The following is a 13,683-nucleotide window of genomic DNA, read 5'->3' as shown; positions in this document are numbered from 1 at the left end:
ATCGACGACGGCTGCACTAGGGTGCCGGCTGTGAGCGATTTCCTCCCCGGCGACCGACGACTCCGGGTGGACCTGTTGACCCGGGAGTACCCCCCGGACGTGTACGGCGGGGCGGGGGTACACGTCGAGTACCTGGCCCGGGAACTGCGCTCCCGGGCCGACACCCGGGTGCACTGCTTCGGCGCGCCGCGTCAGCCGCCGTACGACGAGCCGGGCGTGACCGCGTACCCGGATCCGCCGGAACTGGCCGGGGCGAACGCCGCGTTGCGGACCATGGGCGTGGACCTGGCGATGGCCGACGGCTGTGCCGGCACCGACGTGGTGCACAGCCACACCTGGTACGCGAACCTCGCCGGCCACGTGGCGAAACTGCTGCACGGCGTGCCGCACGTCGTGACGGTGCACAGCCTGGAGCCGCTGCGGCCGTGGAAGGCCGAACAGCTCGGTGGCGGCTACGCCCTCTCGTCCTGGTGCGAACGGACCGCGCTGGAGGCCGCCGACGCGGTGATCGCGGTCTCCGCCGGGATGATGCGGGACCTGCTCGCCGCCTACCCGTCGGTCTCCCCCGAGCGGGTCCGGGTAGTCCACAACGGCATCGACACCCACCAGTACGCCCCGGATCCCGGCACCGAGGTGCTGGACCGGCTCGGCATCGACCCGGACCGGCCGAGCGTGACGTACGTCGGGCGGATCACCCGGCAGAAGGGGCTGCCGTACCTGCTCCGGGCGGCGCGCCACCTGCCGGCGGAGGCCCAGCTGGTGCTGCTGGCCGGGGCGCCGGACACGGTCGAGATCGCCGCCGAGGTCGAATCGCTGGTCACCGAGCTGCGGGCCAGCCGTGAGGGAGTCGTCTGGGTCGCCGAGATGCTGCCGAAGCCCGAGGTGATCCAGATCCTCACCCACAGCACGGTCTTCGTCTGCCCGTCGATCTACGAGCCGATGGGCATCGTCAACCTGGAGGCGATGGCCTGCGAGACCGCCGTGGTGGCGACCGCGACCGGCGGCATCCCCGAGGTCGTCGCGGACGGCTCGACCGGGCTGCTGGTGCCGATCACCCAGGCCAACGACGGCACCGGCACACCGCTGGACCCGGAACGGTTCGTCGCCGACCTCGCCACGGCAATCAACGGGCTGCTCGCCGACCCGGCCCGGACAGTCGAGCTGGGCCGGGCCGGGCGGCGACGGGCGGTCGAACACTTCTCCTGGGACTCGATCGCCCAGCGGACGCTGGCGGTCTACCGCTCCGCCATCGGCGCCCGCTGACGACCTCGGTCCGGCCGCAGAACAGGCAGCCCCATTAGAGGCGTTGGCCGGGCCGGCGTTCGGAGTCGGGCCGCGCTGCGTCGTTCCACATCACCACGGTCGCGCCGACCGGCGCGAAGCCGATGGGCGTGAGGCCGTACCGTTGCCGTCTTGTGCACAGATCTCGGCGGCCCGCACTCCGTGACAACGGTGCTCGCCGCCGCTGCCGGAAGGGCTGTCCCATGAAGTATCTGATGCTGGTCTATGGCAACGAGGAAATCTGGAACACGCTCGCACCGGCCGACCTCGCCGTGCTCATCAGTGAGGTGGACGTGTTCAACGATGCGTTGGCCGAGTCCGGGGAGTTGGTCAGCGCGGAAGGCTTGGTACCGCAGGCCAGATCGGTCCGGATGGCACATGGCGGTCCGGTCGTCACGGACGGGCCGTACCTGGAGGCGAAGGAGTACGTGGGCTCCTTCTTCGTGGTGGATGTCGACGTCGACCAGCGGGCGCTGGACATCGCCCAGTCCTATCCAGGGCTGCGCTACGGTGGCAGCGTCGAGGTGTGGCCGTTCATGCCGGGCGGCTGGGTTCGGCGTTGAGGGTCGACGCGTCGGTCGAGGGACTGCTGCGGACACTCGCCGCCCCGGTGCTCGGTGCGCTCGTACGCCGCTACGGCGACTTCTACCGGTGTGAGGACGCGGTACAGGAGGCGTTGATCTCCGCCGTCGGCACGTGGCCACGCACGGGCGTCCCAGCGCAGCCGCTGGGGTGGCTGAAGACGGTCGCCGCGCGTCGCTACCTGGATCAACTGCGCACTGACACTGCCCGGGAACGTCGGGAGCGTGCCGTTCTGCACGCCACCCCGCGCGATGCGCTGGTCGCCCCGCCGCCGGACCTGGAGCCGGTGCGCGACGACCTGCTTGAGCTGTTGTTCCTGTGCTGCCATCCGGCCCTGGCCCCGTCGGCACAGGTGGCACTGACCCTACGGGCGGTCGGCGGACTGAGCACGGCCGAGATCGCCGCGGCCTTCCTCGTGCCGGAGAAGACGATGGGCCAGCGGATTTCACGGGCGAAACAGCGGCTGCGGGACGCCGATGCCCGATTCGAGCTGCCGCCGCAGCCCGAGCGGGGGCCCCGGCTCCAGGCCGTGTTGCACGTGTTGTACCTGCTGTTCAACGAGGGCTACAGCGCCAGTTCCGGGCCGGTGCTGCAGCGGACCGATCTGACCCGGCAGGCCTTGTGGCTGGCGCGTCGGCTACATGACCGGCTGCCGAATTCCGGCGAAACCGTAGGACTGCTGGCGCTGATGGTGTTGACCGAGGCGCGCAGCGCGACGCGCACCGGACCCGGCGGCAGCCTCGTGCCGCTCAGTGAGCAAGACCGGTCGCGGTGGGACCAAGCCGCGATCACGGAAGGCATCGCCCTGGTCACCCGCAGTCTCGCCATGCGGCCTCTCGGCCCGTACCAGATACAGGCGGCCATCGCGGCCGTACACACCGAGGCACCATCGACCGAGGCCACGGACTGGCCCCAGATTCTCGGGCTGTACCAGGTCCTCGATCGACTGGCGCCCAGTCCCGTCGCCACGCTCAACCGGGCGGTCGCCTTGGCGAAGGTGCGGGGCCCGGAGGCTGGGCTGGCGCTGCTCGGCGAGTTGGAGTCCGGGCCACTGGCCGGTAATCACCGACTGCTGGCGGTCCGGGCACACCTGCTTGAGCACGCCGGGGAACGGGTCGACGCGGCCGCGGCGTACCGGGAGGCCGCACGCCTGGCTGGAAGCCGGGCCGAGCAGCGGTTTCTCGTGCAGCAGGCGGTCCGCTGCACCGAGTGAGCCGGTTCGTCGCGGCACGCGTGTAGAAATCAACCTTGCCGCTCCGATCTCTAGGTGAGCAGCCCGAACCAAGGGCGCGAGAGAGCGGAGCGAGGACGATGACCAAGGTAACAGCGCAGATGTCGCTTTCACTTGACGGGTACTACGCCGGCCCTCAGGACAGCGGCGACGGCGCCTGGATGGAATCAGCAGAGGCCGCCGGGTTCTTCCGGGTCACCCGTTGGGCGACCGAGGCGATGGCCTGGCGGGAGCGGTTGGGCTTCGCCGGCGGCGAGCAGGACACGAACTCGGAGATCCTGGCCGAGACGTTCGAGGCGGCCGGCGCATACGTCATGGGCAGGCGGATGGCCGACGGCGGTGAGGCGCCGTGGGGCGAGGAACCCCCGTTCCGCGCGCCGGTCTTCGTCGTGACGCACCGTCCCCGCGAGACCCTGGTACGCAAGGGTGGAACGAGCTTCACGTACGTCACCGACGGTGTCGCCAGCGCGGTCGAGCAGGCACGTGCGGTGGCGAATGGCAAGAACGTCGCCGTCGCCGGCGGTGGCAGCCTGCTGCGACAGGTACTCGAAGCCGGCCTGCTGGACGAGCTGGAGATCCACATCGCCCCGGTGGTACTCGGCGCGGGGATGCGCCTGCTCGACGGCGGCCTCGACCTCGGCGACTTCGAGGCGATCGAGCTCGCACCCACCAGGGTCGTGCACTCGCCGCAGGTCACGCACATCCGGTACACCGTCAACGGGCGCGGCCCCCTCGTGCTCGACGACCGCGGGAGCGGCGGCGGTCCGACCGAAACCGCATCCTCTCCCGCCGCCTGAACCAGCGCCGCGATCGCACCCGGGCGCCGAACCCGGTGCCCGGGTGCCCCAAACAGCGCCCGTCGGCGCGGCGCAGTCCCAGCGTCATTCGGAACCACAGGCTGAAGCTCTCGGTCGAGCCGCGAGGCACAGCGGTCAGGCAGTCGAGGCTGGTCGCGAACGCCACGTCGCCGTCCGTGGTGATCTCCAACCGGGTGACCTCACGGCGTGGCGGCGCCTCGAAGGTGGCCATCCAGGCCTCCAGCGAGGCCGGGTTCCGACCGTCGCCGGGCTGGCGCAGCGCACTTCCACCGCGCGGCCGTCGATCTTTGCCAGTAGGTTGGGGAGGGTGACCGGACGGATTCCGATCGAGGACGTGACGCCGAGCGTGGCCTGTGGTCGCTATCCGGCGAAGGCGGTGGTTGGTGAGCTGGTCCCGGTGGGCGCCACGGCGTACCGGGAGGGGCACGCGGCGATGGGCTGCCAGGTGGCCTGGTGGGGGCCGGACGGCGAGCCGCGGCCGGTGGTGCGGATGCGGCCCGGCACGGACGACCGGTGGTACGCGACGATCAGCCCGGACGTGGTCGGTGAGTGGACGTTCCGGGTGCAGGCGTTCGAGGACCCGTACCTGACCTGGCGGGACGCGGTGGTGAAGAAGGTCGGCGCCGGGCAGGGGCCGGCCGAGCTGGCCAACGACCTGGCCGAGGGCGCCGACCTGCTGGTGGTCGCGGCGACCGCGATGCCGGCCGACGCCCAACAGCGGGTACGCACCGCCGTGACGGCGCTGCGGGACGAGGAGCTGGCGCTGGCCGACCGGGTTTCCCCCGCCCTGGAGCTGGCCGAGCTGCTCTGGGCGTACCCGGTTCGAGCCCTGCTCACCGACGGGCCGGACCGGACGATCTGGACCGACCGGCAGCGGGCCCTCTTCTCCGCCTGGTACGAGTTCTTCCCCCGCTCCGAGGGGGCGGTGCTGGCCGCCGACGGGGAGCCGGCGAAACACGGCACCTTCGCCACCGCCACCGCCCGGCTGCCCGGGGTCGCCGCGATGGGATTCGACGTGCTGTACCTGCCGCCGATCCACCCGATCGGCCGGGTCAACCGCAAGGGCCGGAACAACACCCTGACCGCCGGACCGGACGACGTCGGGTCGCCGTGGGCGATCGGCGCAGCCGAGGGCGGGCACGACGCGATCCACCCCGAGCTGGGTACGCCGGAGGACTTCCGGCGGTTTGTCGTCGCCGCCCGCGAGCACGGGCTGGAGGTGGCGATGGACCTGGCACTGCAGGCGGCGCCGGACCACCCCTGGGTCACCGAGCACCCGGAGTGGTTCACCGCCCGGGCCGACGGCTCGATCGCGTACGCGGAGAACCCGCCGAAGAAGTACCAGGACATCTACCCGCTCAACTTCGACAACGATCCGGAGGGGATCCGGGCCGAGATCCTCCGGGTGGTGCTGCACTGGGTCGACCAGGGGGTACGGATCTTCCGGGTGGACAACCCGCACACCAAGCCGTTCGACTTCTGGCACTGGCTGATCTGGCAGGTCAAGCGACAGGAGCCGGACGTGCTGTTCCTGGCCGAGGCGTTCACCCGGCCGGCGGTGATGCACGGGTTGGGAAAGATCGGCTTCACCCAGTCGTACACGTACTTCACCTGGCGGACCAGCCCGACGGAACTGCGGGAGTACTGCACCGAACTGGTTGACGCCGCCGACCACATGCGGCCGAACTTCTGGCCGAACACCCCGGACATCCTGCCCGAGCACCTGCAGCACGGCGGCCCGCCGATGTTCAAGATCCGGGCGGTGCTGGCCGCCCTGCTCTCCCCGAGCTGGGGCATGTACGCCGGCTTCGAACTCTTCGAGCACGTGGCCCGGCCCGGCGCCGAGGAGTACGTCGACAACGAGAAGTTCGAGCTGAAGCCCCGGGACTGGGCGGCCGCCGAGGCCGAGGGCCGGTCACTGGCCCCGTTCATCACCCGGCTGAACCAGATCCGGCGGGCCAACCCGGCCCTGTACTGGCTGCGTAACCTGCGGTTCCACGAGATCGACAACCCGGCACTGCTCTGCTGGTCGAAGCGGGACGAGCGGACCGGCAACACCGTCCTGGTGGTCTGCTCCGTCGACCCGGGTCAGGTGCAGTGGGGAAACACGGTGCTGGACATGCCGGCGCTCGGCTTCGACTGGCACGAGCGGTTCGCCGTGCACGACGAACTGACCGGTGCGCACTACGACTGGGGGCAGCACAACGCGGTACGACTCGACCCGTACCTGCAGCCCGCCCACGTCTTCACGGTGCACCGGTACGGCGCCCCGCTGCCGTCCCGGGCCGGGGTCTGGGATGCTGACCCGGCCGCCGGATCGGAAGGTGTGGGATGGACGAGCTGATCGCCGGTACGACGCACGACCCGCACGCCGTGCTCGGCGCACATCCGGACGGCGGCCGGACGGTGATCCGTACCCTGCGCCGGGGGGCGGGCGAGGTGCGGCTGGTCGTGGGCGCCGACGCGTACCCGATGCGTCGGGTGCACCCGGCGGGGGTCTTCGAGGCGACGGTGCCCGGGACGGTGCTCGACTACCGGCTGGTGGTGGACGGTGGTGAGCCGCGCGACGACCCGTACCGGTATCCGCCGACCCTGGGTGAACTCGACCTGCACCTGATCGCCGAGGGCCGGCACGAGCGGCTCTGGGAGGCGCTCGGCGCCCGGCCGGCGGAGACCGGCCAACCGGACGACAGTGCCGGGGTGGCGTTCGCGGTCTGGGCGCCGAACGCCCGGGGGGTGCGGCTGGTCGGCGACTTCACCGGCTGGGACGCGCACGAGGGCTGGCCGATGCGTTCGCTGGGCCGCAGCGGGGTCTGGGAGATCTTCGTGCCGGAGGCGGCACCGGGACACCGGTACAAGTACCGGATCCTCGGCGCCGACGGGGTCTGGCGGGACAAGGCGGATCCGCTGGCCCGACGTACCGAGGTGCCGCCGGCGACCGCCTCGGTGGTGCCCGGGTCGTCCCGGTACGTGTGGTCCGACGGCGACTGGCTGACCCACCGGGCCGGTCGGGCGCCACACCAGGAGCCGATGAGCGTCTACGAGGTGCACCTCGGTTCGTGGCGTCCCGGGCTGTCCTATCGGGAGCTGGCCGAGCAGCTCACCGCGTACGTCGTCGACCTGGGCTTCACCCACGTGGAGTTCCTGCCGGTGATGGAGCATCCGTTCGGCGGCTCCTGGGGCTACCAGGTGACCGGCTACTACGCGCCGACGGCCCGGTTCGGCGACCCGGACGACTTCCGCCATCTGGTGGACCGGCTGCACTCCGCCGGGATCGGGGTGCTGCTGGACTGGGTGCCGGCGCACTTCCCCCGCGACGAGTGGGCGTTGGCCCGGTTCGACGGCACGCCGCTCTACGAACATCCCGACCCGCGTCGCGGCGAGCACCCGGACTGGGGCACGTACGTCTTCGACTACGGTCGGCCCGAGGTGCGCAACTTCCTGGTGGCGAACGCGCTCTACTGGTGTGACGAGTTCCATGTGGACGGTCTGCGGGTGGACGCGGTCGCCTCGATGCTCTACCTCGACTATTCCCGCTCCGACGGGCAGTGGGCGCCGAACCAGCACGGCGGCCGGGAGAACCTGGAGGCGATCGCGCTGCTCCAGGAGGTGAACGCGACCGTCTACCGGCACCATCCGGGGGTGGTGATGGTTGCCGAGGAGTCGACCGCCTGGCCGGGGGTGACCCGGCCCACCGACTCCGGCGGGCTCGGCTTCGGCTTCAAGTGGAACATGGGCTGGATGCACGACACGCTGACCTATGTCGGCAAGGATCCGGTCTACCGCCAGCACCACCACAACGAGCTGACCTTCTCCCTGGTGTACGCCTGGAGCGAGAACTACGTGCTGCCGATCAGCCACGACGAGGTGGTGCACGGCAAGGGGTCGCTGCTCGGCAGGATGCCCGGCGACCAGTGGCGGAAACTGGCCGGGGTACGGGCGCTGCTGGCGTACATGTGGGCGCACCCGGGCAAGCAACTGCTCTTCATGGGCGCCGAACTCGGCGACGACCGGGAGTGGAGCGAGAGCCGCGGACTGGATTGGCGGCTGCTCGACGACCCGGGCCGGGCCGGGCTCCACCGTCTGCTCCGCGACCTCAACCGCGGCTACCGGGACACCCCGGCGCTCTGGTCCCAGGACACCGTCCCGGCCGGGTTCCGCTGGATCGTCTCGGACGACTCCTCGAACAACACCGTGGCCTTCGTCCGGATCGCCACCGACGGCTCGCCGTTGGTCTGCGTGGCGAACTTCGCTGCGCTGCCGCACGAGGGCTACCGGATCGGGTTGCCGCTGGCCGGCCGCTGGGCCGAGGTGCTGAACACCGACGCGGACCACTACGGCGGGTCCGGGGTCGGCAACCTGGGGGCGGTGCTCGCCGAGGACCTGCCCTGGCACGGGCTGCCCGCCTCGGTGGCGTTGCGGGTGCCGCCGCTCGGCGTACTCTGGCTGCGTCCGGACTGATCCTGGGATCGGGCCTGCTGCTCAGCCGCCCACTGCGCCGTGCCGGCGGCGGTTGCCCCAGTCGATCAGGGGCTGGAGCGCCCGCATCAACTCCAAGCCCTCCTCGGCGAGGGAGTAGTGGATCTGCACCGGCATGCTCGGCACCACGGTGCGGACGATCAGCCCGTCCGCCTCGAGTTCCTTGAGCCGCTGGGCGAGCAGGCGGTCGGAGATTCCGTCCACCATCGCCCGGTATTCGGTGAATCGTCGGGCTCCGCGCAGGCCGGCCAGCAGGATCGCTCCGGACCAGCGGCGTCCGACCAGTTCCAGCGCGTCCTGGAAGCTCTGGCAGCCGCGGTCGTCGATGTGCGGGAACCGGGCGGTCGGGCCCTTCGGGGTACGTTCTCGGGTCGTAGTCACTAATCAATAGTAAGCAGCTAATCCTGGGTTTGCCAGCCGGTCCGGCGGGAGCGACGGTTGGGCCATGACCGACTACGGACAACCACTGCGCTTCGGCCTCAGCCTCGACCCCTCGGTCGAGCAGGCCCCCCGGACCGCGAGGTTGGCCAGGGCCGCGATGGATGGCGGCCTGGAATACCTCGCGGTACAGGACCATCCCTACCAACCGGGCTACCTGGAAACCTGGACGCTGATCAGTCACCTGGCCGCCCGAACGGACCGGATCTCGTTCCTCACCGACGTCGCCGACCTGCAACTGCGTCCACCGACCATGCTGGCCAAGGCCGCCGCGTCACTGAACGCGCTCACCGGCGGCCGGATCACCCTCGGCGTCGGCGGCGGCGCGTTCGCCGACGCGATCGCCGGGATGGGCGGGGTACGCCGCTCCGGTGGCGAGATGGTGGCGTACACCGAGGAGGCGCTGCAGATCCTCCGGCGGGCCCTCGCCGGCGGCCCGGTCGTCTTCCCCGGCCGGCAGCACCAGATCGAGGGGTACACCGCCGGACCGGTACCCGCGGCACCGACCCCGATCTGGCTCGGCAGCCAACGCCGCCGGATGCTCGAGGTCACCGGACGGCACAGCGACGGCTGGATCTCCCCGCTCAACATCTACGTGCCACCGGACGAGGTACCGCAGCGACAGCGGATCATCGACGACGCGGCCCGCTCCGCCGGCCGCGATCCGGGCGAGGTACGCCGGATCTACAACGTGATCGGCGCGATCGGCGAGTACCGGGGTGGCCAGGGCCTGGTCGGCCCCACCGGACTCTGGATCGACACGCTCACCCGCTGGGCGGTCGAGCTCGGCTTCGACACCTTCGTCTTCTGGCCGATGACCGCCCACGAGCAGCAGCTCGACGTCTTCGCCGGCACGGTCGTACCGGCGGTGCGGCAGGCGGTCGACGAGATCCGGGGGCGGCGATGACGGCGCTCGACCGGCTGCCGGACGCGCTCCGGGGCAAACTCGTGGTACCCGGGGACAGTCGGTATCCGACACTCCGCTCGACGTACACCAAAACCTTCAGCCCGGCGGCGGTGCTGCTGCCGGCCAGCACCGCCGAGGTGGTCGCCGCGCTCCGGTACGCCCGCGAGCAGGCCGGCCCGATCTCGGTACGCAGCGGCGGGCACGGCCTGCACGGCCACTCCTCCAACAACGGCGGGGTGGTGATCGACCTGTCGGCGCTGAACCGGGTCGAGGTGCTCGACCGGCGGACCCGGCTGGTCCGGGTCGGGCCGGGTGCCCGCTGGGCCCGGGTAGCGCAGGCGCTCGCCCCGCACGGGCTGGCGATCAGTTCCGGCGACCACGGAAACGTCGGGGTCGGCGGTATCGCCACCGGCGGCGGCGTCGGCTGGCTCGTCCGGCAGTACGGCCTCACCATCGACCACGTCCGCGCGGTCGAGGTGGTGCTCGCCGACGGCACCGTCGTCCGGGCCGACGCCGAGCACGAACCGGACCTGTTCTGGGCCGTCCGGGGCGCCGGCGGCGGGGTCGGCATCGTCACCGCGTTCGAGATCGAGGCGATGGAACTCGATCGGATCGGCGTGGCCCAGGTTGTCGTCGAGGCCGGCCGGGACGGACTGGCGCTGCGGCAGTGGGCCGACTACCTGGCCGAGGCGCCCCGGGAACTCAGCACCGCCGTCTCGCTGCTGCCGTACGGGCGGGGGACGGCGCTGTCCATCGTGGCGGTGGTCGCCAGCGGGCATCCACGTCGGCTGCGGGAGGCGGTCCGGCCGTTGACCGAGATCGGCACCGGGCTGCTGGACCAGAGCAGCCAGGTGGTCCCGTACCCGGCCCTGGTCTCCACGGCACACCTGCACGCGAACGTCGGACAGCAGCCCGCCGAGACCACCAACGGACTACTCGCCGGGATGTCCCACGAGGACGCGGCGGCGCTGGTCGCGACCGCCTCCGGCCCGGACCGGGCGCTGGTGCAGCTCCGGTCGGTCGGCGGGGCGGTCAACGACGTACCGGCGGAGGCCACCGCGTACCCGCACCGACACCAGCGGACCCTGGTGGTCGCCTCGACGTTCCCGCCCCGGGCCGGGGCCGGACTCGACCGCGCCTGGCGCCGGCTGGCCGACCGGGTCGACGGCGCGTACGTCAACTTCGAGAGCCGGCCCAGCCGGGCGAGCTTCGACCGGAGCTATCCCGGGGCGACCGGCCGCCGGGTGACCGACCTCTGGCGGCGGTACGACCCGGACGCCGTCTTCCGCCCGCCCCACCTGCGGTGACCCGAGCGGCGACCGTCCCTGGTGGACGCCCGGGTCACCGGCGGCGGCCCGGGACGCCTCGACGGGCCAACCCCGGCACGGCCTGACCGGGCGCACCGGTGGACATCGACCGATCGCCGGGTTTCGGCGGGCGTCCGGTCCGGTACCTTGCTCGCCATGACCGTGCTGCGAGATCTTGTTGCCGCGCTCGCCACCGGCCGGGTGGAGGTTGTCGACCTCACCGCCCCGCTCTCGGCGCAGACGCCGATCCTGACCCTGCCGGAGCCGTTCGGCCAGACCGTGCCGTTCGCCCTGCACGAGATCAGCCGGTACGACGACCGCGGCCCGGCCTGGTACTGGAACAACATCTCCACCGGTGAGCACACCGGCACCCACTTCGACGCGCCGGTGCACTGGGTCTCCGGGCGGCACGGCGACGACGTGTCGCAGGTACCGGCCCGTCGACTGATCGCCCCGGCGGTGGTGCTCGACCACACCGCCGAGGCGGCCGCCGACCCCGACTTCCTGCTGGAGATCGCGCACGTGAAGGCGTGGGAGGCGGAGCACGGTCGGCTGCCGGCCGGCGGCTGGCTGCTCTACCGGACCGGCTGGGACGTGTACGGCGACGACGCCGCCCGGTACGCCAACGCCGGCCGTACCCCGGGGATCTCGGTGGAGTGTGCGAGGTGGCTGGCCGAGGAGACGTCGGTCCTCGGGGTCGGGGTGGAGACGGTCGGCACCGACGCCGGCGCCGCGCACTCGTTCGACCCGCCGTTCCCGTGCCACTCGTTCCTGCTCGGTGCCGACAAGTACGGCCTCACCCAGCTGCGTAACCTCGACACCCTGCCGCCGACCGGCGCGGTGGTGATCGCCGGCCCGCTGCCGATCGTGGGCGGCTCCGGCAGCCCGTGCCGGGTGCTCGCCCTGGTCGAGCGGTAGTGGCGGACGCCAGCCGGGCGGGCATGCCGGTCGCCGAGGTGGTCGGCCGGGTGCTGGCCGCCCTCGGGGTGCGGCACGTCTTCGGGGTGGTCGGCAGCGGCAACTTCCACGTGACGAACGCGCTGGTGGCGGCCGGTGCGCGGTTCGTCGCGGCGGCACACGAGGGCGGCGCGGCGAGCATGGCGGACGGCTACGCCCGTACCTCGGGTCAGGTCGGGGTGCTCTCGGTGCACCAGGGACCGGGGTTGACCAACGCGCTGACCGGGATCACCGAGGCGGCGAAGAGCGGTACGCCGCTGCTGGTGCTGGCCCCGGAGGCGACTTCGCCCCGGTCCAACTTCCACCTCGACCTGCCGGGGCTGGCGGCCGCGCTCGGCGCCGACGTCCACCGGGTACGCCCCGAGCACGTCGTCGTGGACGTCAGCGCGGCGTACCGGACAGCGGCCGACGGGGCGACGGTGCTGCTGCGGTTGCCGCTGGACGTCCAGGCGGTCGAGGTGCCAGCCTCGCACGGGACGGTCGAGGTGCCGGCCCGGCACAGCAGGGTCGAGGTCCAGCCGAGGCCGGTCCCCGACGTCGAGGCCCTGGTCACCGCGTTGGCGAAGGCTCGACGGCCGGTTTTCGTCGCGGGACGGGGTGCCCGGGGCGCCCGGGACCAGTTGGTCCGGCTGGCCGACGAGTGCGACGCGCTGCTGGCGGTGTCGGCGGCGGCGAAGGGACTGTTCGCCGGTGATCCGTGGTATCTGGACGTCTCCGGCGGTTTCGCCACCCCGCTGGCCGCGGAACTGATCGCCGACGCGGATCTGGTTGTCGCCTGGGGCAGCAGCCTGAACATGTGGACCACCCGGCACGGCCGGCTGATCTCCCCGTCGGCGACCGTGGTCCAGGTCGACCGGTCACCCGTCCAGCCCGACCATCCCCGGGTCGACGCGTACGTCAGCGGCGACGTCGGCCGGATCGCCCGGTACGCGCTGCGCTGGCTGGAGAAGGAGCCGGGTCTGGAGCGGCCGGCCCGTACCCAGCGGACTCCGGAGCTGCGGCGACGGATCGCCGAACAGGGCCGCTGGCGGGACGTGCCCTATCCGGACAGCGGCGTCGACGGGCGGATCGACCCGAGGACGTTGACCATCGGCCTGGACGACCTGCTGCCGGCGGAGCGGACCGTGGCGGTCGACTCCGGGAACTTCATGGGCTATCCGTCGATGTTCCTGTCGGTGCCGGACGTCACCGGGTTCTGTTTCACCCAGGCGTTCCAGTCGATCGGGTTGGGGTTGGCCAGCGGGCTCGGCGCGGCGGTGGCCCGGCCGGACCGGCTCACCGTCGCGGCACTCGGCGACGGCGGTTTCCTGATGTCGGCGGCCGAGCTGGTCACCGCCGTCCGGCTGGCCCTGCCGCTGCTGGTCGTGGTCTACGACGACGCGGCGTACGGCGCCGAGGTGCACCACTTCGGACCGGACGGGCACCCGCTGGAGCTGGTCCGCTTCCCCGACACCGACCTTGCCGCGATCGCCCGGGGCTACGGTTGCGCCGCGCTGACCGTCCGGGACGTCGACGACCTCGCCCCGGTACGGGACTGGCTCGCCGGGCCTCGGAGTCAGCCGCTGGTATTGGACGCGAAGATCACCAGCGAGCGTGGTGCGTGGTGGCTGGAGGAGGCGTTCCGGGGCCACTGACCGGGCGGATCCTCAACAGACCGCTGGCCGGGCACGCGGCCGCGCCGTG

The 13,683-nt window shown here is 71.9% G+C and carries 11 protein-coding genes; 10 read left to right on the top strand and 1 reads right to left on the bottom strand.

The genetic code is table 11. The features are described from left to right. Positions 1-30 precede the first annotated feature (30 nt). From glgA to glgB, 6 genes are all read left to right on the top strand, one after another. On the top strand, positions 31-1,263 hold the full coding sequence (glgA, locus tag ABGB21_RS05345; RefSeq protein ID WP_347653638.1) for a glycogen synthase: 1,233 nt from the start codon (positions 31-33) through the stop codon (positions 1,261-1,263). 221 nt (positions 1,264-1,484) lie between these two features. Beyond that, positions 1,485-1,844 carry a YciI family protein gene (locus tag ABGB21_RS05340; RefSeq protein ID WP_347653637.1) on the top strand — a complete coding sequence of 120 codons (360 nt, stop codon included), beginning with the start codon at positions 1,485-1,487 and terminating at the stop codon, positions 1,842-1,844. Continuing rightward, a complete protein-coding gene (locus ABGB21_RS05335; protein WP_347653636.1) occupies positions 1,808-3,076 on the top strand; it encodes a DUF6596 domain-containing protein in 1,269 nt (422 codons plus the stop codon). The genes ABGB21_RS05340 and ABGB21_RS05335 overlap by 37 nt, the downstream gene beginning before the upstream one ends. Before the next feature lie 98 nt (positions 3,077-3,174). After that, entirely contained in the window at positions 3,175-3,891 is a 717-nt protein-coding gene (locus ABGB21_RS05330) for a dihydrofolate reductase family protein (RefSeq protein ID WP_347653635.1), read from the top strand. 328 nt (positions 3,892-4,219) lie between these two features. Continuing rightward, entirely contained in the window at positions 4,220-6,256 is a 2,037-nt protein-coding gene (locus ABGB21_RS05325; protein ID WP_347676572.1) for an alpha-1,4-glucan--maltose-1-phosphate maltosyltransferase, read from the top strand. Further along, the gene (glgB, locus tag ABGB21_RS05320; RefSeq protein WP_347653633.1) at positions 6,244-8,373 is read left to right on the top strand and encodes a 1,4-alpha-glucan branching protein GlgB; all 2,130 of its coding nucleotides are present in this window, start codon (positions 6,244-6,246) and stop codon (positions 8,371-8,373) included. The genes ABGB21_RS05325 and glgB overlap by 13 nt, the downstream gene beginning before the upstream one ends. Before the next feature lie 21 nt (positions 8,374-8,394). Here glgB and ABGB21_RS05315 read toward each other — a convergent pair whose 3' ends face one another. Then, positions 8,395-8,772, bottom strand: coding sequence for a helix-turn-helix domain-containing protein (locus tag ABGB21_RS05315; RefSeq protein WP_347653632.1), 378 nt, complete (start codon positions 8,770-8,772; stop codon positions 8,395-8,397). Between the two features lie 64 nt (positions 8,773-8,836). On the opposite strand from ABGB21_RS05315, the gene ABGB21_RS05310 reads away from it, so the two are divergent. The 4 genes from ABGB21_RS05310 to ABGB21_RS05295 all read left to right on the top strand — a co-directional run bounded on the left by ABGB21_RS05310 (position 8,837) and on the right by ABGB21_RS05295 (position 13,634). Continuing rightward, a complete protein-coding gene (locus ABGB21_RS05310; RefSeq protein ID WP_347676570.1) occupies positions 8,837-9,736 on the top strand; it encodes an LLM class flavin-dependent oxidoreductase in 900 nt (299 codons plus the stop codon). Continuing rightward, positions 9,733-11,043, top strand: coding sequence for an FAD-dependent oxidoreductase (locus tag ABGB21_RS05305; protein WP_347676568.1), 1,311 nt, complete (start codon positions 9,733-9,735; stop codon positions 11,041-11,043). Before ABGB21_RS05310 ends, ABGB21_RS05305 begins: the two co-directional genes overlap by 4 nt. A gap of 156 nt (positions 11,044-11,199) precedes the next feature. Beyond that, entirely contained in the window at positions 11,200-11,961 is a 762-nt protein-coding gene (locus ABGB21_RS05300; protein ID WP_347676566.1) for a cyclase family protein, read from the top strand. Further along, positions 11,961-13,634: a thiamine pyrophosphate-binding protein gene (locus ABGB21_RS05295; RefSeq protein WP_347653628.1), complete on the top strand. Its 1,674-nt coding sequence runs from the start codon at positions 11,961-11,963 to the stop codon at positions 13,632-13,634. Before ABGB21_RS05300 ends, ABGB21_RS05295 begins: the two co-directional genes overlap by 1 nt. Positions 13,635-13,683: the final 49 nt, after the last annotated feature.

This window comes from Plantactinospora sp. B24E8, from assembly GCF_039871735.1.
Lineage (GTDB): Bacteria > Actinomycetota > Actinomycetes > Mycobacteriales > Micromonosporaceae > Plantactinospora.
Note: the sequence above shows the minus strand (reverse complement) of the source record. Positions and strands in the feature narration are given on the sequence as shown.